We start from the raw sequence: 20,200 nt of genomic DNA, 5'->3' as shown, positions 1-20,200 counted from the left end.
CATGCTCACAGTCATCACCGCCGCGCTCTATGTCGTCGGTCTCGTCCTCACCGGGTGGGGGCTCTTCAACGCCGTCATCTCCACGCAACGGGACATCATCAAAGCGAAGGACCGAATCCCCCAGCTCCAACGCCTCGAGGCGAAGCAGCGTGCGGAGACTAAACAGCTCGAGCAGAAGCGGGACGCCGACCGAGCCGCGAAGGTAGAAGTTAACGGAGGCGCCCAGCTCACGCCCGAAGAGCATGAGGCGTGGCACGCTCAGTGGAAACCCGTGTTCGCCGAGATGCACATCCGTCACGACTCTGAGCATGGCGAACACGGCTTCGTGCGGGCGACCCTTGAGAACCTACCCCATCTCGCGCAGCACGAGAGCCAATGGCTGCTGCAACGCATTCTCGACTCCAACCGCTGGAACCTTGTGCTCGTCGGGAGCGGGCTCGTCGTGACGACCATCGCGAGCATCTCAAGCCTCTTCCTCCCTTGACACGACGAATGCGCCCCTCATTCTGACGGAGAAACTGACATGCGCCACCTGGACGGTCGCACAGTCGGACCATCATCCCGCCGGGTTGCGTATCGAGCAGGTTGAGAGCGCGCCGCGCAGGATCTTCGGCTGACCTCCAATATGATCGGGTCGATATCACCGTGACTGGCCGGAGGAGACTCGATTGCACATTGGCTTTCGGACGTCTGGCGGTCGTGGCGAGTACGAAGTCGTGGGAAGCGATTCGGCTTACACCGCGATCAGCCTCGAAGCCTGGACGTTCCAGTTGAGGTGGCCGGACGGCATCGTCCGAGACACTGACCTCTGGCTTGATCCGGGCGAGAGCGGCAAACCTCGGCTCCGGTCGCTGCGCCCGCAAGCGTTTCAGATCGGGCGCATGCTTGCTTCGATGCTGATGCTCCCCGATCCGCGCCGGAACTTCAACGGAACGTTCAGCGGCCTACCTGTTGCTCGACACAAGGGATATGTGCTCACGCGTCTCGGGTTCGGTCCCGACACGGAGTTCACGGGGATCAATGATGTGGTCACTATCGACCCTGTCTTCGTCGACATCGACAATCAGAATGAGAAAGTGACTATCGGCATACGCAACCGCTGGGCGCGGATCGAAGCCGTCTATGAGCATCTCGACGCGTTGCCCACAAACGTGCGATCTCTTGTCGTTGAGCACCGAGCGTTCATGGCGAGTGGTGACCCGGTCGACACTCACCTCAGCTCGATAGTGCGCAAGCTTCAAGGAGCACTCATCGGTGCCGCATCGGGGTGGCAACCGGACACTGATCCGTTATTGGGACTGGAAGCAATCTTGGGCATTGTTCCCAGCCCGGGCCCGTCGCTTCCTCCACCCGACGAAATTGGCGAGGATGAGCCGACTGTCAGCGCGCGATCCGCTCACGAGTACAGGCTGGCAAAGATCCGAGGGGTATCAGGACGGAGGTTCAGTACCGACATCCGCGCAGCGTACGGGAACCGCTGCGCATTCTGCGGTGCTGTCTACGGCGGAGTAGCCTCGGTGCGCTCGGGAGTTGATGCTGCACACATTCTGGCATGGAGTAAGTACGACCTCGACGTTGTTCCCAACGGCATCAGCCTCTGCAAGCTCCACCACTGGGCTTTTGATGCAGCGCTATTGGTGCCAGTTTATGAAGGAAGCGCCTGCACGCTTAAATTCACAGAGCTGGCCATTGCGAACTTCGCAGCTGCGACGCTCGCCAAGATCGGACAGCACAAGTTTGTCGTTCCCGAAGAGTGGCTCCCGGAAGAGCCGGCGCTTTGGCCCAGCAAGAAATACCTCGACGTGCTTTACGCGGATTTGGCCATAGAGTTCGCCGCGTAGCGATCGTCGATCAGCAGTTCACCGAGTTGCTCGATGATGCGATGCCCGATCCATTCCACAACCGGCACCGACACAGCATTGCCGCAAGCATGGTAGCGGGCAGAGTCCAACGTGTTAATGCTGGCGATTTCCTTTACAGGCATCGTCCAACCGTCAGGGAAGCCCTGCAACCGCTCGGTCTCCAGCGGAGTCAGCCGACGGACTCGTCCCTCGGGGTAGGAGACGTAGTTTCGGGACCAGTCCGTTCCTGTGTGACGTGCTGACTCGGCGTAGAGGCAGTGTGCGAGCTTCTTGACGAATCCTCGCTGAGGATCTCCAACGCTGATCGCAAAGGGGGAAACAGATTTCTGCCCATTCGGTCGGCTCTTCTCAGAATTCCGGTCGCCGCGTTCGGACTCAAAAAGTATCGATCCGGCGGCGTCTGTTCCTCTAAGAGATCCGACAATGAAGACTCGACTTCGGCTTTGGGGGATGCCGAAGTGTCGACTGTCAAGTACTCTCCACGCGACGCCATACCCGATGTCGGCCAGCGTCCGAAGGATGATTGCGAAATCTCGTCCATCGTGGGAAGAGAGGAGTGCCGCAACGTTTTCGAGGACGACAACTTCGGGGCGACGCGCTTCAATGAGCTTCGCAAAGTCGTAGAAGAGTCCTGACTGCTTGCCTCGGAGCCCACTCCTGGGACCCATTCGAGCGAGGCTGATGTCTTGGCAGGGGAATCCTCCGACCCAGATGTCGGCTTCCGGGATGTCATCTGGCTTTACCTCCGTAATGTCTTCTGCACGCGGAACGTTCGGCCAGTGCTTGGCCAGGATGTCGAGACAGAAGTCCTTCTTCTCGCACTGCCAGACGGTCTCCATGCCGGCATTCTCGAAACCGAGGTCGAAGCCACCGATGCCTGCGAAAAAGCTGGCAACTCGAAGCCTTGGTCCGCCGCCGACAGTCTTGACTGGCAGGACCTGGGGTGCCGTCATCGTCATCACAGCCACGTGCTCACCGTCTTCGTCTTCTATGGGCATGTCATCCGACTCTAGTTTGAGCCACCGACATCGGCTCATCCGGGAGACTCGCCGCGACGCCGGGGACCACCAAGCCTACCTGCTGCGAAGGGGCACGGACCCGATACTAAAGTACAGTGACCAACCCGCCGAACGGCATCTCGAACGCCTCAGCGACGTGGATCGTGAGGCTCTTGCTGAGCATCCTGGGGATGGGGACGGGATTATCGACTTCCCCGGCTGACACCGCGCACGCGAAAACCGCCCCTCTCGGGGAGCCGGCAAAGGCTCACCCAAGAGGGGCGATTGTTTATTCGGTGTCGTCTGGTCGGGCCGTGTGTAGCGTGCCGTCTTCATTGTTGAAGAGCAGGTGCTTGTAATCCGCCCCGTCCGGGAGCGCTTCGATGTTCACGCCACCCGGTGCATACGTCGGTCGCGCCTGGTAGTCCTCAGGGATGCCGGCCGACACGATCGATAGCGCCGATGCGAGGCCGTGAGGACCGCGGACACCAGCGCACCGCCGACCGCGAGAGCAGTGCCGGTGATCGCGTCACCCGTGATGGGGAGGACGATCGCCCCCAGAGGGATGACGCTGGAAAGCGCCTGTGTCGCGGACCGGACGAAGCCACGCTTCGCGGGCACCTCCCACAGCCGTTCGGCCCCATGAGGAAGCGCCAGGAGCGCAGAGCGAACGAGTGGGCAGCACATCTGCTCATCGGCATGAGCGCTTACCGTGCATCTGAGGAACTCCGGGACGGTCACGTACCCTCGATCGCATTCGATCTCGACGTCACACCAGAGCTTGTCCACGCATACCAGCAGTTGCTCGCCCGAGCATCTCTCATCCCGCAGGAGACCCATGTCTGAGAAGAAACCTTTCTGGAAGAAGCCGATCGCTTGGGGCATCGCAACTGCGGTAGTTCTCGCCGGCATTATCTCGGCAGGGGTGGCAAGCGAGAACGATGGTTCAGAATCATCTGTGGCAGCGGATTCCACCATCGAAGTGCCGGTCGTTGCAGGGCTACCGGGCGACGAAGCACGCGACCTCCTTCGCGACGCCGGGTTTAGCGTCAGCGGCGACGGAGGAGATGAGACGCCCGTCGCCTACGCCAATTGGGACGCCACCGGCACCACACCTGCGGGGACTGCGGAGGAAGGTTCAGCAGTGACGCTGCATCTCGTTCGCGCCGATGAACGCCTTGCCGCCGAGAAGGAGGCGCAGGAAGCTGAGCGAGAGAAAGAGCGAGAAGAGCGTGATGCGCAGCCAGTGGACGGCACGATCGCTCAGTCACTTTGCGAACAGACAGCAGACCGTGAGTTCCCCTATGGCGTGAAGCTCCACTGGATCATGGACAAGCTCGCCGACGAGCAGACCGATGACGGCTGGTACCTCAAGGTCGGCGCAACCGTCACGAACGAATTCGGCGCTGAACAGTCCGGCGTGAACGTCGAATGCCACGTGGGCGGAACGGTCGGCAACCCCGTCATGGAGAGCTTCCTGGCGTACTGACATGAAAAGAACGACCTACAACCGCACTCCGCAGAATCAGGCCATGTCATGACCCGCCCACCCCCTAGAGCTCGCAACGTGGGGACGCATCCGCCGAACGACCATCGGCGGACGGCACACAGCCGTGGCTTACTTCCGCGACTGGGACGGCGTCACACGACCCATCCAGCGCGTCGGGAAAACCGGAGCCGAAGCTGAGCGGCGACTCATCAAGGCGATGAAGGAGCGTGCCACCCCATCCAGCGATGTCCTCTCCCGAGACTCAACGTTCACCGCCCTCGCCACCGCATGGCTAATCACCGTCGACGAGTCCGACCGCGCAGACAGCACCAAGGCTCGATACAGAGATCTCACCGAACGGGTACTCACCCCGCCGCTCAAGGAGGTACGGCTTCGCGAGCTGTCGGTTCCGCTGCTCGATCGCGTCTTGCAGAAGGCGCGATCCAAGGTCGGCCCATCAACTGTCAAGACCGCACGCACGGTGCTGGTGCAGATGTGCGCGTACGCCCTCAGGAAAGGCGCCCTGGACTCAAACCTCGGCGAAGGCACCGAGACCGTCCAGATCAAAAAGAAGGCCGAGACGGCCCTCACAGTCGACGACGTGAAAGCCATCCGCGCGCTGCTCGTGGCCCGCGACGAATCACCCGACAAGCAAGGGCGGCGCCGGTACACACGCATCTCCGACGTCGCTGACTTCTATGCAGGCACCGGAGCGCGCACGAACGAGGTCTTGGCGCTCGGCTGGGATTGGGTGGACCTCGACGCTAAGACAGCATTCCTCGAGCGCACACTCGTCGAGATCAACGGGAAGGTGAAGATCCAGGACAAACCCAAGTCCGACGATTCGAGACGCAAGGTCGCTCTTCCCCAGTACGTCGTCGACATGCTGATGCGCCGACGCATCCAGGCGACCACAGGTCTCGTGTTCCCATCGTCACGGGGTACGCCTCAGCAGGACGGAAACCTGATGCGGATGTGGTCGGCAGCGCTCGCCAAGACGCCATACGAGGATGTGACGCCAACCACCTTCCGCAAGGCCGTCGCAACCCTCCTCGCAGCGGAGGTGGGGGCAGAAGCGGCGGCGTCTCAGCTCGGGCATCACGACGTTTCTGTGACCAAAAAGCATTACATCAGGCGAGAAAATCTTGGTCCGTCCGAGGCTCGGGAGGTGCTCGGTGCCCTGTTCGCGCCCTGACCAAAACCACGAGTAAACCCAGAGATCGTCCTGAGTTCTCATTTGCGGGTTATCGGCCAAAAGGAGTGGATGACTTCGTGATCTAGCCGCGTAATCGCGCGGTAGAACGAGAACAGTCATGGTCTGCGAGGCTTACTCGTGGACCTTCCGACGAACTCGACGACCTGTCTGGTATGCGGCAGCAAGCTGGTCAAGAACGGGAAACACCGCTCCGGAACCCAACGCTGGCGTTGCCCGTCCTGCGGATCCTCGAGCGTGCGCCGCCGACCCGACGTGACCGCCCGCGAACAGCTCCGCGCCTTCGCTTGCTGGCTCGTCGGGAAACTCACCCAAGCCGAGATCGATGGAACGGCCACCGGGCGCTCGTTCCGCCGCCGGACCGCGTGGTGCTGGGACATCTCCCCGCGACTGGGCCCGGTCGAGACGACCTATCACGCGGTCCTCGTCGATGGCATCCACATCGGCTCCTGGTGCCTGCTCATCGCTCTCAGCGACACCGGACACGTCCTCGCCTGGCAATGGTGCGCGCGAGAGAACACCGCGGCCTGGAAAGCACTGTTCGAGCAGATCCCCGCGCCCGGCATCGTCATCTCCGACGGCGGCAGCGGCCTCCCGTCCGCACTGCGACAGGCCTGGCCCGAGACAAAGCATCAACGCTGCCTGTTCCACCTGCAGATGAACATCACCCGTCACCTCACCCGCAACCCCAGAACCCCGGCAGGGCGCGCGCTACGGCGCCTGGTGATGGACCTCAGTTCCGTCCGCGACGCGGACGCCGCGATCCAGTGGCAGCTGCTCCTGGAGCAGTGGTGGCAGTCATTCGGTCACCTCACCACCGAACGGACCCTGTTCCGCAACGGCCAGTTCGGATTCACCCATGACCGACTCCGGAAAGCCTGGTTGCTGGTCCGCCTGGTCGTTCGGAAGAACCTCATCTTCACCCACATCACCTACGGCAACCCGCGCACCACCAGCCCGCTCGAGGGACTGAACGCACAGATCCGCGATCTGTTGCGTCGACACCGCGGGATGAGCGAGGAACACCGCCGCCGCGCGGTCGAGTGGTTCCTCACCCTGCACGAGCTCCCGCTCGAACACGCTCTCGACCTCGCCAAGCCGATCGAACCCGTCACCGCTCCGGCACCGGTCGAGGAACCGATCGGACCGGCGCTCTATGACACCGGGCTCGACGCGGGCGAGGGGCTCTGGACCCGAGCAGGGTGGGCGGGACGCGGGTGACACGCCAGACCCATCCACTCTTTCTGGCCGGTAACCCTCATTTGCTCGGCGCTACTTTCGGGCACAAAAAAGGCCCCGGATCCCAGTGTTTCCACGGGCTCCGGGGCCTTCTCAGTGGTGCACCCCCAGGGACTTGAACCCTGAACCCACTGATTAAGAGTCAGTTGCTCTGCCGATTGAGCTAGAGGTGCATGTTCCGGAGCTTTGCTTGCCGCAACAGAGAAATACATTACGCATTCTCACGCCGTCAGACAAACTGTCGTGCCGCCTGGCGTGTCTGAAGAAGCACTGGATGACGCCTGCGGTCCGCTGGAAGCGGCTGCGCTCGCTACTGTTGTGCACATGCCTCGAAACCGCCCTCCCTCGATGGCGGATGTTGCCGCCGCCGCGGGCGTCTCGCATCAGACGGTATCCCGGGTGCTCAACGATCATGCCCACGTTCGTCCCGATACTCGTGACCGCGTGATGGCGGCGATCGAGACACTCGGCTACCGCCGAAACCAGGCGGCACGAACACTGGTCACGGCGCGAAGCGCGACGATCGGCGTGATGACAACCGCGACGACGCACGTCGGTCCGTCGAGCACGGTGCTCGCGATCGAGGAGGCAGCGCGTGCGCAGGGGTATTTCGTTTCGCTCGGATCGCTCCAAGCACACGACGCCGCATCCGCGCGAGCAATTCTGGAGCAATTCATGGACCAGGGCGTCGACGGGGTCATCGTCGTCGCACCCATCGTCGATGTCGCGCGCCTCATCGACGATGTCGATCTCCCGATCCCGATCGTCGTTGTCGCTGCCCGCGGGGACGCGCCGCCAGCAACGGATGTCCGATATGTGCACGTCGATCAGCGCGGAGGAGCAGCGCGCGCCACAGAACACCTTCTCTCCCTCGGCCACGAGAAAATCGTGCACCTGGAAGGCGCGGACGGTTGGTACGACGCGATTGAACGCGCGGCCGGCTTCCGAGAGGCGATGTCCACCGCCGGGCGCACGGCGGTGTCCCTCCCCGCACACGGCTGGGGCGCACACAACGGTCACGCAATCGGTTCGGCAGTCATCGACGAGGTTCGATCCGGAGCGACAGCGATCTTTGCGGCGAACGACTACCTCGCCCTGGGAGTCACCCGCGCTCTGTGGGAATCAGACATCCGCGTTCCCGACGACGTTTCGGTCGTCGGCTTCGACGACATTGACGGTTCGGGATTCTTCCTGCCGCCGCTGACGACGGTCAGCCAACCGTTCCGTGCGCTGGGAGAGGCGGCCGTTCATGGCCTCCTGTCCCCCGGCGACGCTCAGTCCACGCCGATCGCCGCTGAGCTGATTGTCCGCGGAAGCAGCGCCCCGCGCATCTGAGGCCCGACGCCCACCCGACACGAGAACAGCTCGCGCGTGAACACGGGGTCCAGACCCGCTCGGCGCTGCTTCCGCGGACGCGCCGGCGTTCGGCGCGGATCCCAGCCCGGCTTCGTTCGAGAACATGCCTCGCTGAACGCCCGTGAGGATAATCCGCCAGACGGTCGCACCGAGAATCTCGTTAAAACCGAATGCCTGCGTGAAGATCGACGAAACCGCCGCAGCAATCTGCTGTCACTCGATCGCGACGACGGCAAGACCGAGCAACAAGTAGGCGAGCGCCATGGCGGGCGGAACCGCCTGGGTCACGGACGCGATGCGGCGAACGCCTCCGAAGACAACGAGCGCGGTGAGCGCGGCAAGAACGACCGCAGCGACCCACGCCCCCCGGCTATAAAGACGTCGCTCATCGCTGTGAGCGACCCTGCTAGGGATTCCATCGGATCAGTATTGCGCGAAGCTGAGCAAATGTGACACTCGAAACGGCGTCGATGTTCGCACGGGAGTCATGAAGTTCGTCGCTACGCTTATTCAATGGCCACTCCACCGCCCTTCCGTCCCGGCAGCGACGACGACCTCGCGCTCGCCCTGCGCCTGGCAGACGCCGCGGATGCCGAGACAATGCGTCGGTTCGGCGCCGTCGACCTCGACATCTCTCGCAAGGCTGACCGCTCGCATGTGACCGAGGCGGATCTTGCCGCTGAGCGAGCGATCCGCGCGGTAATCACTGCTGAGCGGCCGGATGACGGGATCTTTGGCGAAGAGTTCGGCGAGTCGGCCCCCGGCGCTCGGCGCTGGATTCTCGACCCGATTGATGGAACGGCCAATTACCTGCGCGGGGTGCCCGCCTGGGGCACGATGATCGCACTGGAAGTTGATGGCGTTATTCGTCTCGGCGTCGTCAGCATGCCGGCGTTTGAGCGCCGCTGGTGGGCGGCAGAGGGCCAGGGCGCCTGGACCAATAGTGCGGCGGGAGACCGGCGCATCCAGGTCTCAGATGTCGATCGCCTCGAAGACGCCTCGCTGAGCTTCCAATCGATCGCTCAGTGGCGCGATGCCGGCCACCTGGACGCGCTCCTGACTCTGCAGGATCGCGTGTGGCGTGACAGGGCCTATGGCGACGTGTGGTCGTACATGCTGTTGGCGGAGGGCCGCGTGGACATCGTGGGCGAATTCGACGTGAAGGAATACGACATCGCAGCGGCAGCGGCCATCGTGCGCGAAGCGGGGGGCAGCTTCACGTCGTTCGAGGGCCGCAACGAGCTGACCTCTCTCTCTGCGCTCGCCTCCAACGGTGTTCTGCACGATGACCTCGTGAACCTTCTGCAGGGAGCCGATCGGTGACACCGCGCAGGCGGGTATATGCGGTGGCAGCTGTCTCCGTATGCCTCGCCGCGCTCACGGCGTGCGGCGGCCTCTCACAGGCGGATCCGGTGCCCACGGAGACACCAACGGAGCCGGCCGTGCTCGGGTGCGACACGATCATCCCCGCGACGCTGTACTCCGATCTCTCCGACCTCGGGTGGTCGGCCATCGAAGAACCGCTTCGTATCGGTGAACACCTTCTCGAAGACGGGATTCAGTGTGTCTGGGGCGACTACTCCAGTGGCACTGACATCGCACAGATGTATGGATGGGCGCCGGTCGGCTCCGAGCAATCCCGCGAACTGCAGGACTATCTCGAACAACAAGGGTGGATTCGTGAGGAGGAGGGCGAGACGGTCTACCTCACGGAGAATCCCGACTACGCCCTGTACGTGAGCGAAGATGGGTACGGCATGACCTTTCGCTTCACAGAAGGCTCCGTAGCCGTTGCCGACACAAAGAGCGGCTTACAGCTCGTGATCTGGAGAGGCTAAACCTCCCCGCGTCTGGACCTGCCGGTGCTGAGTGTTTCCCGTGACTGTCGACAATCAGGCGTCTGTTCGCCTCGATCCTCCCGGGCGTTCTTAGCATCGTGAAGTCGGTCGGTTGCATCGTGCGCCGGCCAGTGTTTTCGTGCGAAGAGGTCTGTTCATGTTGCACCCCGTCTCCTCCGCCACCGTTCGCCTCGCTGACACGGTGTTCGAGCGGATGGCGAACGCCATCATCGATGAGTCCCTCGCGCCAGGCCAGCGTCTCCGTGACGGCGAGCTTGCGCAGTCGATGGGCGTGTCTCGCATGCCCGTTCGTGAAGCTCTGCAACGGCTCGAACGCATCGGGCTTGTCGAGATGTCCCCCAGCCGGTTCACGCGTGTGACGATCGTCACCCCCGAGATGGCACAGGGCACGCTCGAGTTTGCCGGTTACTACGCCTCATCGACCATCCGGATGGCATGCCTTCGGATGAGCACACAGCAGCGCACAGAGGCCACGTCCGCTATTGATGCGATCATCGCGGACGTCAAGAATCACGCCAGTCCGCTCGCTGCGCGACGCGCATTCCACCGCATGATTCTCGACATCGCCGCCAACCCGTTCGTCGATACCATTTCGCGCGACACCGACATCGCTCTTGCGCGAAACCTTCAGTATGTGAAGCTTCCGTTGAGCGATCCCAACGAACTCGTTGACAGCTACGAGGCTCTGAGTCGTGCGCTCACCGCGGGTGACACGGATGCGGCAGAACGAATCGTTCGATCACAGTTCGCTTTGTGATCTAACGCGCGGCTCCCCGCCGCGCTAGTGTGCGGTTCATGGGAGCCGTTCGCGGACGAGTTCTTCTGGGAATCGGCGTCGTTGTGCTGACGATGTCGGCCGCTTCCTGCGCCGAGGCTCCGAGCAGCGGCCTCCCCGACCCGACCGTTGCGCCACGCGCAACTCTCTCCTCCGAGGCAACCCCGGACACGCCACGGTTCTCAGGCGATGCCCTCCCCGATCTTGTTCTGGAGGAGATCCCCGTACCGGAGGGATCGATCGTGAACAGGGTGATTCGGGCAACGATCTCCGGCGATGTGCTCGTAGTTGCCGGCTCTGATGACCGCGGGCGGAGGACCGTCGAAGCAATCGATGTCTCCGATGACGTCGATGACGACGAACCACTCCCCCCGCCCCTCCCCAGCGCCGAGGTGACGCCCGACAGCGTTCTTCCCGACGGTGTTTTGTGGCAGCGGCGCTCGGCGTTCGAGCCCGTCATCCTGACCGACGAGAGCGTCGGGAGCTTCTTCTCCGCCGACGGCTGGCTGGCGAACACAGCCATCGGCGGCGTTCATGTCGAACGCTTCTACGCCGTCCCGTGCGAGATCGAAACAACTCCCGGCATCGAGGTCGCGTGGTGCGACGAAGATGACATTTTTCATACGCGTGCGCTCGGCATTGTCGGTATCGATGCACAAGATCTCAACACGGTCTTGTGGGAAAACACACCGATCCCCAGCGTCGAAAAGGATGATCCCGCGGCGGAATCGCTGTTGGCAGCCACGCTCGACGTGGTCGATGTCGCGCGGGGAACGGTGCTCCTAAACGTTCAGAGCGGCGGTATTCGCACCGTGGCCGTTGCGGCCGACGACGGCGAGACCCGCTGGGAGGCCGACGGTGCAAGCGCGGTTCGGATAGCCGGTGAGGTCGTCATCGCCACCCGGGAGGGAGAACTCGTCGGCCTCGACCTCGAAACCGGCGACGAGCGGTGGGTGCTTGACGGCCATGACACCTGGCACGCGACGGGACGCTCCTCTCTGGCTCTCGCCCAGCACCGAGAAGGAGCTTCTCTTATTGATGCCACGGACGGACGCGTGCTCTCGCACCTTCCGGGCGCGGCTCTTCTGGGAACGGATGTGTCCATGTGGCTAGGACGCGACGGCGCGCTGATGTCGGTAGGAACCGATGGGAACGCCGTTCCCGCACCGGAACCGACCGACGATGCGGTGCTGAGCGCCGTTGCGGGTTCTTACGGCTGGCTGGAAACGGACGACGGCCATTTCTTCGCAACAGACCGAACAGGGCACCCGCGCACGATTCCGATGCCGGGCACGGACCTGGTCGTATCGAATCACCTGGTCATCGCCCATGACGATGCTGGATTCCGCGCGTGGCGGGTCGGGTGACCGCGAGCAGGAGGCACAAAATAGTACTCATGACGATCGCACGCTTGCTCCGCGGGAGCGCCATCACGTCCGTTGCTCTCGCCACAGCCCTCAGCTTCACGTCGTGCGGCCAGGCCGGTATCGAAGCCGGAGAAGAAGTGACGACAAGCGAAAATCTCCCTTCGTCCGAGAGAACGACTCGCCCCGTTCCGTCGACAGAACCAACCGACCCCGCCACGCCGGCTGACGAGAGGAGTACGCCCGAATCACCAGCGGAAACGACGGGTCCTGAAACCAATGAGGAACCGTTTCCCGCGATTCTTCAAGCAATTGGCATCGCCGAATCTGGCACAGGCGGGAAGGCATACGAAATCGATGACGAAGACCGCGACGGAATCCGCGAGATCGACGTTGCGGTCGGTGACCGCTCTGTAGAGGTCACGGTCGATGCCGCGGAGGGTCGTGTTGTTCGCACCGAGGATGATGGCGGCCTCAGTGATAACGACGCTCAGGGGCTGGCACAAGCGACGGTGACGCTCGCTGAGGCAATCGCGATCGCCCTGACCGCCCACGACGGCGTCATCGACGACGCCGAACTGGATGATGACGACGGACGCTGGTACTGGGATATCTCGATCGACCTCACCGGAGGCGGATCGATCGATGTCCTCGTCGACACAGTCACGGGTGAAGTCACCGTCGACTGAATAGACGCCGCGCCCTTCGCCGTTGCTGCGCTCCAGAGCGTGCCCGGAACGCATCCAAGCTCCGTTCTTGAGAGCGGTTCGGCGGCACGAAAATAACCCCCTCGATCCCAACGGAGAGTAGGGAACAAGGGGGTTAGCCACAGGTGCGTAGCGATCGTGGAGCTGGGGGGAATTGAACCCCCGTCCAGCGCTGGTTCACTGGGGTTTCTCCGGGCGCAGTCTGTTGAGACGTTCTCATCGGCTCCGACCTTTAGAACAGACACATAGGTCGACAAGCCCAGTCGAGAAAAAGTCCCACGACGCGTCTCGACGCCACGTCGTAGCAAGATCCCTAAATGACGCCAGGGTCCGTGTCGGGATCAACCACGGTCTGACGGACTATCGGGCTCGCTTATGCAGCGAGGGCGAAGTCAGTGCGCTTGGATTCGGCACTTGTGTTTTTGCAGAGATCGTTAACGAGATAACCCTGCATCCTCGGCCCGCTTTCCTCAGATCAGCAGGCGCTGTCGAAACCGATCAGCCCCGTAGATCCTTCGGTTGAAGGGAACCGCATACGCACACTGTTGATTTTTCATCTCGGAACATGCCCGAGCACTTCAGACTACATCACAGCGGCGGGCAACGTCCACCTCAGCCCCTCATGGCCGAGGTTCTTCGCTATCGGCGAGAGCTTCCTTCAAAATGCGCACCGCCTTCGGTCCGACGCCGTGAAGCTCAAGCAACTCATCCACCCCGTACGCGGCCACCTCGTCGAGCGTTGTGATACCCGCCGCGAGAAGCGCGCTATTGGCGGGTCGGCCGATGAACGGAAGGTCGCCTATGTGACGTGGAACATCGCGTGTCGACATCGTTCCTCCTAAAGCTGCTTCTTGAATCCGACGTGACTGGCTTCGTAGCCATGCCCCGTATAAAAGGGTCGTGCGCGCTCACGAGCCTCGTCCGTGGCCACCTGCGCCAGCGTGGCCCCGCGCGCCCGGCCGTAATCGTGCGCCCATTCCAACATGCGCGATCCCAGCCCTTCACCGCGAACATCCGCGCGCACCCGGAAACCCTCGATCTGGAGGCGTGTCGCCCCGCTACGCACAAGGCCGGGAATGACCGTGAGCTGCATCGTCCCCACCAACGCGTCGCTTTCGTCACGCACCACCGCAAGAAAATGCGATCCGTCGCGGGAGACCAGGTCATAGGCAGCCTCGTAGGCGGCGCTCTCCCCCGTCTCGCGTGTGCGTCGAAGCTCGTCATCCGGCAGCAAATCGATCACGGCGCGCACATCGGCACGTATTGCCCGCTGCACACGGAATATCCGCTCCCCGAGCCGCAACCGACCACGTGCACTCTCCCGCGCCAGCTGGCGCATACGGGCCACCAGCAGATCGAGCCATTTCCCGACGTTGGTTCTCGCTTCCGGCGTATCGGGATACCGGCACCGCAAGTGCACACCGGAACCGTCGAGGACGAACCACAGCATGACGCCGTCGGTGCGGATACGCGCGCCGACATACTGGGCCTCAAGCCCCACAGAGTCAACATGCACGGGCAACCGGCGCAGATCGAGCCAAGAAATCGCGAACATCCCCGGCGCCTCGGGCATCCCGCCCCATGGCTCCAAAACATCTTCGAGCGACACCGACCCGAGCCGCACCGCCTCTTTCACCGCGGACGCGCACGCTTTCGGATCGGGATCACGGGATTCGATCACGGAGTTCGTGATGAACCAGCCCACCGAGTCATGCCACGTGGCGTCGTATCGGCTGTGCACGGGGAAAACGGCACGAAGCGAAGCACCGGCGAGCTCTTGCGTGACCTGCGTCATCGCGGACACGGCGAGAGAGAGCGTCGATGTTCCTTCTTCCTGCGCTTGAACGCTGAACGCCGCGCTGTCGTCAACGTCAAAGACGTCGCGGACCTCAACGCGCTCCGGATGAGGTTCCTCAGATCCGAGCGGCAGCGGGAAACGTGGCATGACATCGCCGCCGGCTTCGAGGATTTCTCTCCAGCGCCCGCGAAGATCCTCCGGCGCATCCGGACGCTCTCGGAGCGCAGCCGTGTGGTCTGCGAACGGCAATACTGGGGGATATTCGACCCCCGGCTCCGCCAGAGCACGCAAGAGATCACGCGCAATCACGAGCATCGACCACATGTCGACATGGGCATGGTCTGCCCCGATGACCACGGTGCTATCGGTCGCGGTCTCGAGAACACACAACCGGTGCGAGGGCCGGGAATACGAGGTGCAGAAACGATCCAGCACGCTGCCGAGCGCCTCGTTGACAGCCTCTCCCGGCGCAATCGGGTGTTCCTCCCACGTTCCCTCAGCGACCTGAATCTCTTCGAGCACAGGGATCCCCGCGTCATCCGGGCGAAACGCTGTTCGAAGTGTTCCGTGCCGGGAGATGACCGACATCCACGCCGCAGACAATGCCTCCCGGTCCACGGGGTCCGGCAGCCGCAAGGAAAGAGCCATCCACGAACCGGGGCGGTCCCCCGCTGACACGTGCCGACGCTGGTCGAACGACACGGGCAACGACTGCCCCGATTCGCCGGGAGCGAGGTGATATCCCCAGAGACGACCGAAAGGGAGTCGCATGTGGGCGACGTTGGTGAGCCGCATGGCGCTACCCTAGTGCCACCCGTTTACGAACCGTGACGCAAGGAGCCTGATGCCACCGTTCGCCGTTCCCGGAGCTACTCTCGCAACCGAGTTCAGCGACGAGCAGGGATTCCCCGTTGTCCAGCTCCATGGCCTGACATCGAGCCGACAGCGCGACCGCATTCTCGACCTTGATCTCGGGCGTGGGCTCTCCGGCACGCGACTGCTCCGCTACGACGCGCGCGGCCACGGCGAATCGACCGGCAGAGCTGTGGCATCAGACTACGTCTGGCCCGTGCTCGCCGACGATCTGCTCCGGCTTCTCGACCATCGCTTTCCCGGCGAAAAGGTCCACGGCGTCGGGCCATCCATGGGCGCGGCCACGCTTCTTCACGCCGCTATCCGCGACCCCGAGCGCTTTTCCGGGCTGACGCTGATGGTCCCGCCGACGGCATGGGAAACGCGCTCGGCTCAATCGACCACCTACCTTCGTGCCGCGGACCTCATCGAGAGCATCGGCATACGCGCTTATCTGACCGCCACCGGGACAACACCACCACCTGCGACAACGGGCAAACCCGAAACGCTTCCCGATGTGTCGGCGGAACTCTTGCCGTCCCTGTTCCGCGGTGCCGCTCAGAGCAACCTGCCTGATCGAGCGGACATCGCACTGATCGACGTTCCCGTCTCAGTGCTCGCGTGGACAGACGACCCGTCCCATCCGCTGTCGACGGCAGAAGCGCTCGTCGACATGCTTCCGCATGCCCAGTTGTCCGTGGCGCGCACGCCTCAGGACGTTGCCACCTGGCCGCAGGTACTCGCCGACGATGTGGACAGGGCACACTCGATACGTGGATGATCTCATCGTGCCGGCAGGCCCCGGCGCGCCCCGGGGGCTCCGAGTGCCGGCGAGCGAGCTCATCGAACAGTTCTCGCGCTCATCCGGGCCCGGCGGTCAGGGTGTCAACACTGCTGACTCCCGCGTCCAGCTGAGCCTCGACCTGGGGACGACGGTGGCCGTGAGCGATGCCCAGCGCGCACGAGTGCTTGAGCGCTTAGCAGAGCGCTTGTCTGGCACCGTTCTCACGATCACGGCGTCCGAGCACCGATCACAACGACGAAACCGAACAGCCGCACGGGAACGTCTGGCGACTCTTCTCCGCGAGGCACTCATGCCGGAAGCGCTGCGCCGGGCGACACGCCCCACGCGCGGATCACGCCGACGTCGTCTCGAAGACAAGCGCAGGCGATCCGAGACCAAGCGTGACCGGCGGCGTCCTGGTCACGACTGAGTCAGCCGCAGAAGGTCGTCAGCGATTCCCGAGCCTGTTCGATCGCTTCAATCGACTCGGGCGACTGGAGGTTGTTCGCCTCGGCCAGACGACTCGCATTGCTGCGGATCATCTCACCTACCTGCCCGCCCACATCGTCTGCGAGGTCCTCAAGCGTACCGACAAGTCCGTCTCGCGCAGCCTGAACCTGCTGCTCCGTGGCGTCACCGCGCTCGAGCAGACCTTGGTACTGGTCGTACGCATCGTCGAACGTTGCGCAGATCTTTTCGACGGGAACCCCCACGGCCTCCCCAGCGAACTGCGACACCTGAGAGCATCCGGCGGCGAGGGATCCGACGGCGAGGATCGAGACAAGAGCAAGTCGACGCATGCGCCGACAATAGCGAGGAACCCTTTGAGAAGCGTCTGACCGCGTGTGAGCCTCGTGCCCGAATCGCAGGTCGACGTCAGGTGATCACGCCGCGTCGCTGAGCGATTCTCGCAACGCCGAGTCGAGATCGGGACGCCGGAACTCGTATCCGGCGTGCTCCAGGCATGTGTGCCGTTCCCGCCTCGCGGCGAGCGCGCGAAACCGGCCACCAGCCGTCGTGTTGAGCGCCGCCGAGACCGATCTTCGCCAACTTCTTCAGCGGTGCAAGCACGCCGCCGTGCCCCAGCACGATTGCCGACCGGAGGGCGACACAACACGTGTCAGGAGTCCTTCTCGATTCGGTAGGTGAAGTATCCGGAGTATCCGTAAATGCGTCCGATGAGTGGAAGCGTCATCACGAGATCGACATGGTGCCGGCCGGAGGCGTCATCGAAACGCTCGACAAGGCGAACGCGTGGTGACAGGAACCGCGGCATGCGCAACCGGAGCGTGCGCAAGCGAACTCCCGTTGCATAACTCTCCATCTGCAACGCCCCGCCCTCGACACCAATGTCAAAGCTGACGGCGATGAGCCATGGCTCGCCGATATGGTCGACGATGCGACCGTGGGAGCCGAGCGAAACGGTATCCGTCATCCTCCAGGTGCCGGCCGGTAGCTCGATGATTCGATCGGCCACTGCCCTGCCCGCGATCGTTCGATTGAAAATCCGAAACGGCACATTGCTGTGCATCTGCGACGACAGAACACCAGCGGCTTCGAACGGCCGCAGGAGGTACGACACCCAGCGCCGCGCTGGCCCGAAACTGTCGAACTCCCCCGTGCCGACTCCGACATGACCGTCAGGAATCGTTGAGAAGTAGCTCTGAATGGCGGGATGAAGCAGGGCACGCCGGTCACCGAGAGCACGTTCGTAGGGGGAGGCCACCATTCGACCCTATCGTCGCGGTGGAGCGCTGGTCCTGCGGCGGCCGGCGTCATACCGTGGCAGGAACGCGGTACCGGATCAGGACGCCGCCCGAATCAATCGGTCGAGTTTCGATCAGTTCCAGCGGGCGCGCAATAGCGCGTTCTGTGAAGTGCGGGTTGCCCGCGCCAAGGATCACCGGTGCGATGCCGAGGAGCATCTCATCGACTACGTGTCTCCCTTTGGTACCGTTCCGCAGTTTTCGATGACGCTACCGCGCACCGGACGCTCACTTCAGCGTTCAGGCGCGGGTGTATCGCAGCATCGCTGTTCCGTCGTCGAAGATCCGGTGCTCGCGCAGGTGCATCGCCTGCTGCGCACCATCGGGCAGGGCGCGAAGCCCGCCGCCCACGAAACGCGGAACGACGAAGAGGTGGTACTCGTCGACCAGCCCCGCGGTGATCGCTTCCGCGGCGGCCGTCGGCCCGAATATCTCCACCGCACCGGGCGCGCCGTCGACGATGGCGGAGAGGTCTCTCAGCGTGAGCCGCGGAACGAGACGGGTGCCATCCGACACGATGTCCGATTCCGTGAGTGTGGACGAGACGACCACGCGTTCGGTGTCTCGCCAACGCCGAGCGAACTCGTGCTCCGCCTCGGTCCAGGTCGCGCCCTCCGGCGGCTTCTCCCAGTAGGTCATCAACTGGTATGTCTTCCGTCCCAGCACCTCGGTTGACACGGTCGACATCCGGTCGAGGTGTACCGCGAAAACCTCATCGCTCGGCGCGCTCCACAGGAAGTCCCCGTCGGCATCGGCGACGTAGCCATCGATGGACAAGGATGTGGCATAGATCAGTGTCCCCATGACGCCCTCCGTCGGTCTGTGCTGTGGCCATCCTGCCGTGATCGTCCCGTGCTCACCAGGGTGAATCTCATCCCTGGAGTCGCAATGAGCGCGGTCGCGCGTGCGCGCACATCCGGGTGACGAGTCAGGATGGACCAAACTGCTTGTGTTTCACGATCGCGACTTCTTGGCGGCTGGCTTCGTTGCCCATCCGGGCTCCACCGTGACGGATCGCGCGCAGCTGTCGGCCCCCGTCGAAACGCAGGAGGCGACCTACGTCACGCTATCGCTGCACGGTCCGGCAGAAGATGCCGACGGCCGCGGAAATCCCGAAACAGCGCTCACGGCACCGGGGTGGCGTCGGAAACATCTCGTCAGCGGGCACTGGCCGATGTTGTCCGCTCCGGAAGAGACGGCGGATCTTCTCGCCGCGGAAGTGCGCCACTACACCACCCGCGCGGCGTAGATCATGGCTGTCACCAACCGATCGGGCTGCCCGATCAATCTCGCCATCGAACTCTTCGGCGACCGATGGTCGCTCCTTATTCTGCGTGACATGATCTTCGCCAACCGCCGACATTTTCGGGAGCTCCTGCGGGAGTCAGACGAGAAGATGACGAGCAGCATCCTCGCGGATCGTCTGGAACGACTTGTCGAAGCGGGCATCCTCACCCGGGACGACGACCCCAGCCACAAGCAAAAGGCTCTCTACACCCTGACGAACAAAGGCATAGATCTCGTCCCTGTGCTCGCCACAATCGGCATATGGGGAGCATCGCACTGTCCCGCTGACCCAGAGAAAACGGCCGCAACTCGTGATCTGGACTACCAGACGCCGGAAAGCTGGTCGCGGCTGATGTCGTCGCTACGCGCGACCCACGGCATACCGACGTCCTCAGGAGCCGGCGCCTGACCTCACCGCTACCGCGAAAAACTACTCCGCCCAATCGCGCCGCAGGAGACCATAGACCCAGGAATCGGACACATCCCCGCGGACAATACAGTCTTCGCGGAGCGTCCCTTCGCGCACGAATCGGCGCATTCCGAGGAGTCACTGAAGCCGGTGCGACCTGACTACTATGGCATCCAGGCCCGGTCACGGCTTGCTCTCGCCGTCAAGAGCCTCTCGGTCATTCGCCCGCAACCACTCGTGGCCCCACGTCCATCTGCGGCCTCCGCCGTTTGCGTCCAGAAGGATGGCCAGCCTGCCGAAGTTCGACCTCCCGGGCAACTAACTTTTGAGTCAGGGCGATTTTTGAGTCAGCGTTCGTGCCGAGCAATCGCCCGCCGAACAATTAGAACTTGCCCCGAGAGCAGGCCCTTCGAGGCCGCCTGCCTGCTCCGCTCACACACCA

Annotated in this window: 24 protein-coding genes, 1 tRNA gene, 1 other RNA gene and 1 pseudogene; 16 read left to right on the top strand and 11 right to left on the bottom strand. The window is 63.2% G+C overall.

The features are described from left to right. Nucleotide 1 precedes the first annotated feature (1 nt). Both G6N81_RS00515 and G6N81_RS00510 read left to right on the top strand, forming a co-directional pair. Nucleotides 2–484 carry a hypothetical protein gene (locus G6N81_RS00515; protein ID WP_165131572.1) on the top strand — a complete coding sequence of 161 codons (483 nt, stop codon included), beginning with the start codon at nucleotides 2–4 and terminating at the stop codon, nucleotides 482–484. Nucleotides 485–716: 232 nt separating this feature from the next. After that, the gene (locus G6N81_RS00510; RefSeq protein ID WP_206527878.1) at nucleotides 717–1,841 is read left to right on the top strand and encodes an HNH endonuclease; all 1,125 of its coding nucleotides are present in this window, start codon (nucleotides 717–719) and stop codon (nucleotides 1,839–1,841) included. On the opposite strand, the gene G6N81_RS00505 is transcribed toward G6N81_RS00510, so the two are convergent. Both G6N81_RS00505 and G6N81_RS00500 read right to left on the bottom strand, forming a co-directional pair. Continuing rightward, nucleotides 1,808–2,860 carry a DNA cytosine methyltransferase gene (locus G6N81_RS00505; protein ID WP_241245000.1) on the bottom strand — a complete coding sequence of 351 codons (1,053 nt, stop codon included), beginning with the start codon at nucleotides 2,858–2,860 and terminating at the stop codon, nucleotides 1,808–1,810. The two genes, G6N81_RS00510 and G6N81_RS00505, sit on opposite strands and share 34 nt — an antisense overlap. A 289-nt stretch (nucleotides 2,861–3,149) precedes the next feature. Then, on the bottom strand, nucleotides 3,150–3,308 hold the full coding sequence (locus G6N81_RS00500) for a hypothetical protein (protein ID WP_165131566.1): 159 nt from the start codon (nucleotides 3,306–3,308) through the stop codon (nucleotides 3,150–3,152). A gap of 14 nt (nucleotides 3,309–3,322) precedes the next feature. Here G6N81_RS00500 and G6N81_RS00495 point away from each other — a divergent pair, with 14 nt between their 5' ends. The 4 genes from G6N81_RS00495 to G6N81_RS00480 all read left to right on the top strand — a co-directional run bounded on the left by G6N81_RS00495 (nucleotide 3,323) and on the right by G6N81_RS00480 (nucleotide 6,783). Continuing rightward, the gene (locus G6N81_RS00495) at nucleotides 3,323–3,706 is read left to right on the top strand and encodes a hypothetical protein (RefSeq protein ID WP_165131563.1); all 384 of its coding nucleotides are present in this window, start codon (nucleotides 3,323–3,325) and stop codon (nucleotides 3,704–3,706) included. Then, nucleotides 3,699–4,349, top strand: a complete 651-nt coding sequence (locus tag G6N81_RS00490; RefSeq protein WP_165131560.1) for a YPYG domain-containing protein — start codon at nucleotides 3,699–3,701, stop codon at nucleotides 4,347–4,349. The genes G6N81_RS00495 and G6N81_RS00490 overlap by 8 nt, the downstream gene beginning before the upstream one ends. Nucleotides 4,350–4,473: 124 nt before the next feature. Next, complete coding sequence (locus G6N81_RS00485) at nucleotides 4,474–5,544, top strand: tyrosine-type recombinase/integrase (RefSeq protein WP_165131557.1); 1,071 nt, start codon at nucleotides 4,474–4,476, stop codon at nucleotides 5,542–5,544. Between the two features lie 138 nt (nucleotides 5,545–5,682). Further along, nucleotides 5,683–6,783, top strand: coding sequence for an IS1249 family transposase (locus G6N81_RS00480; protein WP_165131554.1), 1,101 nt, complete (start codon nucleotides 5,683–5,685; stop codon nucleotides 6,781–6,783). A 115-nt stretch (nucleotides 6,784–6,898) separates the two neighbouring features. Here G6N81_RS00480 and G6N81_RS00475 read toward each other — a convergent pair. Then, nucleotides 6,899–6,974 (bottom strand) — tRNA-Lys (locus G6N81_RS00475). 151 nt (nucleotides 6,975–7,125) lie between these two features. Between G6N81_RS00475 and G6N81_RS00470 the strand changes: the two genes are divergently transcribed. Further along, nucleotides 7,126–8,136, top strand: coding sequence for a LacI family DNA-binding transcriptional regulator (locus tag G6N81_RS00470; protein ID WP_241244999.1), 1,011 nt, complete (start codon nucleotides 7,126–7,128; stop codon nucleotides 8,134–8,136). Between the two features lie 123 nt (nucleotides 8,137–8,259). Here the strand turns inward: G6N81_RS00470 and G6N81_RS12640 are convergent. Beyond that, nucleotides 8,260–8,571 (bottom strand): annotated as a pseudogene (locus G6N81_RS12640) (alanine:cation symporter family protein); the annotation flags it as partial. Between the two features lie 99 nt (nucleotides 8,572–8,670). On the opposite strand from G6N81_RS12640, the gene G6N81_RS00460 reads away from it, so the two are divergent. From G6N81_RS00460 to G6N81_RS00440, 5 genes are all read left to right on the top strand, one after another. Continuing rightward, complete coding sequence (locus G6N81_RS00460; RefSeq protein WP_165131551.1) at nucleotides 8,671–9,480, top strand: inositol monophosphatase family protein; 810 nt, start codon at nucleotides 8,671–8,673, stop codon at nucleotides 9,478–9,480. An 89-nt stretch (nucleotides 9,481–9,569) separates the two neighbouring features. After that, on the top strand, nucleotides 9,570–9,995 hold the full coding sequence (locus G6N81_RS00455; RefSeq protein WP_165131548.1) for a hypothetical protein: 426 nt from the start codon (nucleotides 9,570–9,572) through the stop codon (nucleotides 9,993–9,995). Nucleotides 9,996–10,152: 157 nt separating this feature from the next. Beyond that, entirely contained in the window at nucleotides 10,153–10,773 is a 621-nt protein-coding gene (locus G6N81_RS00450; RefSeq protein ID WP_165131545.1) for a GntR family transcriptional regulator, read from the top strand. 38 nt (nucleotides 10,774–10,811) lie between these two features. Next, nucleotides 10,812–12,158 (top strand): PQQ-binding-like beta-propeller repeat protein, encoded by a 1,347-nt coding sequence (locus G6N81_RS00445; protein WP_165131542.1) that lies wholly within the window; start codon nucleotides 10,812–10,814, stop codon nucleotides 12,156–12,158. A 29-nt stretch (nucleotides 12,159–12,187) separates the two neighbouring features. Then, nucleotides 12,188–12,844, top strand: coding sequence for a PepSY domain-containing protein (locus G6N81_RS00440; protein WP_165131539.1), 657 nt, complete (start codon nucleotides 12,188–12,190; stop codon nucleotides 12,842–12,844). Between the two features lie 154 nt (nucleotides 12,845–12,998). Here the strand turns inward: G6N81_RS00440 and ssrA are convergent. The 3 genes from ssrA to G6N81_RS00425 form a co-directional block, all read right to left on the bottom strand. Then, nucleotides 12,999–13,368: a transfer-messenger RNA gene (gene ssrA / locus G6N81_RS00435) on the bottom strand. A gap of 114 nt (nucleotides 13,369–13,482) precedes the next feature. Continuing rightward, complete coding sequence (locus G6N81_RS00430; protein WP_165131536.1) at nucleotides 13,483–13,692, bottom strand: helix-hairpin-helix domain-containing protein; 210 nt, start codon at nucleotides 13,690–13,692, stop codon at nucleotides 13,483–13,485. Between the two features lie 8 nt (nucleotides 13,693–13,700). Beyond that, entirely contained in the window at nucleotides 13,701–15,455 is a 1,755-nt protein-coding gene (locus tag G6N81_RS00425) for a GNAT family N-acetyltransferase (RefSeq protein ID WP_165131533.1), read from the bottom strand. Nucleotides 15,456–15,504: 49 nt separating this feature from the next. Here G6N81_RS00425 and G6N81_RS00420 point away from each other — a divergent pair, with 49 nt between their 5' ends. Together G6N81_RS00420 and arfB are read left to right on the top strand one after the other, a co-directional pair. After that, nucleotides 15,505–16,293, top strand: coding sequence for an alpha/beta fold hydrolase (locus G6N81_RS00420; protein WP_165131530.1), 789 nt, complete (start codon nucleotides 15,505–15,507; stop codon nucleotides 16,291–16,293). Beyond that, the gene (arfB, locus tag G6N81_RS00415) at nucleotides 16,286–16,726 is read left to right on the top strand and encodes an alternative ribosome rescue aminoacyl-tRNA hydrolase ArfB (protein WP_165131527.1); all 441 of its coding nucleotides are present in this window, start codon (nucleotides 16,286–16,288) and stop codon (nucleotides 16,724–16,726) included. The genes G6N81_RS00420 and arfB overlap by 8 nt, the downstream gene beginning before the upstream one ends. 1 nt (nucleotide 16,727) lies before the next feature. On the opposite strand, the gene G6N81_RS00410 is transcribed toward arfB, so the two are convergent. From G6N81_RS00410 to G6N81_RS00395, 4 genes are all read right to left on the bottom strand, one after another. Then, complete coding sequence (locus tag G6N81_RS00410) at nucleotides 16,728–17,096, bottom strand: hypothetical protein (RefSeq protein ID WP_165131524.1); 369 nt, start codon at nucleotides 17,094–17,096, stop codon at nucleotides 16,728–16,730. Between the two features lie 320 nt (nucleotides 17,097–17,416). After that, complete coding sequence (locus tag G6N81_RS00405; protein WP_241244998.1) at nucleotides 17,417–18,022, bottom strand: DUF4166 domain-containing protein; 606 nt, start codon at nucleotides 18,020–18,022, stop codon at nucleotides 17,417–17,419. A gap of 49 nt (nucleotides 18,023–18,071) precedes the next feature. After that, nucleotides 18,072–18,221: a dihydrofolate reductase family protein gene (locus G6N81_RS00400; protein ID WP_165131518.1), complete on the bottom strand. Its 150-nt coding sequence runs from the start codon at nucleotides 18,219–18,221 to the stop codon at nucleotides 18,072–18,074. A gap of 81 nt (nucleotides 18,222–18,302) precedes the next feature. Continuing rightward, on the bottom strand, nucleotides 18,303–18,866 hold the full coding sequence (locus G6N81_RS00395; protein ID WP_165131515.1) for a dihydrofolate reductase family protein: 564 nt from the start codon (nucleotides 18,864–18,866) through the stop codon (nucleotides 18,303–18,305). 100 nt (nucleotides 18,867–18,966) lie between these two features. Between G6N81_RS00395 and G6N81_RS00390 the strand changes: the two genes are divergently transcribed. Both G6N81_RS00390 and G6N81_RS00385 read left to right on the top strand, forming a co-directional pair. Next, nucleotides 18,967–19,311 (top strand): hypothetical protein, encoded by a 345-nt coding sequence (locus G6N81_RS00390; protein ID WP_165131512.1) that lies wholly within the window; start codon nucleotides 18,967–18,969, stop codon nucleotides 19,309–19,311. A gap of 3 nt (nucleotides 19,312–19,314) precedes the next feature. Continuing rightward, complete coding sequence (locus G6N81_RS00385; protein WP_165131509.1) at nucleotides 19,315–19,758, top strand: winged helix-turn-helix transcriptional regulator; 444 nt, start codon at nucleotides 19,315–19,317, stop codon at nucleotides 19,756–19,758. Nucleotides 19,759–20,200: the final 442 nt, after the last annotated feature.

It is taken from the genome of Microbacterium amylolyticum, from assembly GCF_011046975.1.
GTDB lineage: Bacteria > Actinomycetota > Actinomycetes > Actinomycetales > Microbacteriaceae > Microbacterium > Microbacterium amylolyticum.
This window is presented reverse-complemented; position numbering and strand designations above follow the sequence as displayed.

What these genes read in the sequence shown, in the direction of transcription:
- G6N81_RS00430 (WP_165131536.1), bottom strand. Translation starts at nt 13,692, where the DNA reads ATGTCGACACGCGATGTTCCACGTCACATAGGCGACCTTCCGTTCATC.
- G6N81_RS00470 (WP_241244999.1), top strand. Translation starts at nt 7,126, where the DNA reads ATGCCTCGAAACCGCCCTCCCTCGATGGCGGATGTTGCCGCCGCCGCG.
- G6N81_RS00505 (WP_241245000.1), bottom strand. Translation starts at nt 2,860, where the DNA reads ATGCCCATAGAAGACGAAGACGGTGAGCACGTGGCTGTGATGACGATG.
- G6N81_RS00395 (WP_165131515.1), bottom strand. Translation starts at nt 18,866, where the DNA reads ATGGGGACACTGATCTATGCCACATCCTTGTCCATCGATGGCTACGTC.
- G6N81_RS00445 (WP_165131542.1), top strand. Translation starts at nt 10,812, where the DNA reads ATGGGAGCCGTTCGCGGACGAGTTCTTCTGGGAATCGGCGTCGTTGTG.
- G6N81_RS00385 (WP_165131509.1), top strand. Translation starts at nt 19,315, where the DNA reads ATGGCTGTCACCAACCGATCGGGCTGCCCGATCAATCTCGCCATCGAA.
- G6N81_RS00400 (WP_165131518.1), bottom strand. Translation starts at nt 18,221, where the DNA reads ATGCTCCTCGGCATCGCACCGGTGATCCTTGGCGCGGGCAACCCGCAC.
- G6N81_RS00410 (WP_165131524.1), bottom strand. Translation starts at nt 17,096, where the DNA reads ATGCGTCGACTTGCTCTTGTCTCGATCCTCGCCGTCGGATCCCTCGCC.
- G6N81_RS00440 (WP_165131539.1), top strand. Translation starts at nt 12,188, where the DNA reads ATGACGATCGCACGCTTGCTCCGCGGGAGCGCCATCACGTCCGTTGCT.
- G6N81_RS00450 (WP_165131545.1), top strand. Translation starts at nt 10,153, where the DNA reads ATGTTGCACCCCGTCTCCTCCGCCACCGTTCGCCTCGCTGACACGGTG.
- G6N81_RS00420 (WP_165131530.1), top strand. Translation starts at nt 15,505, where the DNA reads ATGCCACCGTTCGCCGTTCCCGGAGCTACTCTCGCAACCGAGTTCAGC.
- G6N81_RS00490 (WP_165131560.1), top strand. Translation starts at nt 3,699, where the DNA reads ATGTCTGAGAAGAAACCTTTCTGGAAGAAGCCGATCGCTTGGGGCATC.
- G6N81_RS00425 (WP_165131533.1), bottom strand. Translation starts at nt 15,455, where the DNA reads ATGCGGCTCACCAACGTCGCCCACATGCGACTCCCTTTCGGTCGTCTC.
- G6N81_RS00460 (WP_165131551.1), top strand. Translation starts at nt 8,671, where the DNA reads ATGGCCACTCCACCGCCCTTCCGTCCCGGCAGCGACGACGACCTCGCG.
- G6N81_RS00515 (WP_165131572.1), top strand. Translation starts at nt 2, where the DNA reads ATGCTCACAGTCATCACCGCCGCGCTCTATGTCGTCGGTCTCGTCCTC.
- G6N81_RS00495 (WP_165131563.1), top strand. Translation starts at nt 3,323, where the DNA reads ATGCGAGGCCGTGAGGACCGCGGACACCAGCGCACCGCCGACCGCGAG.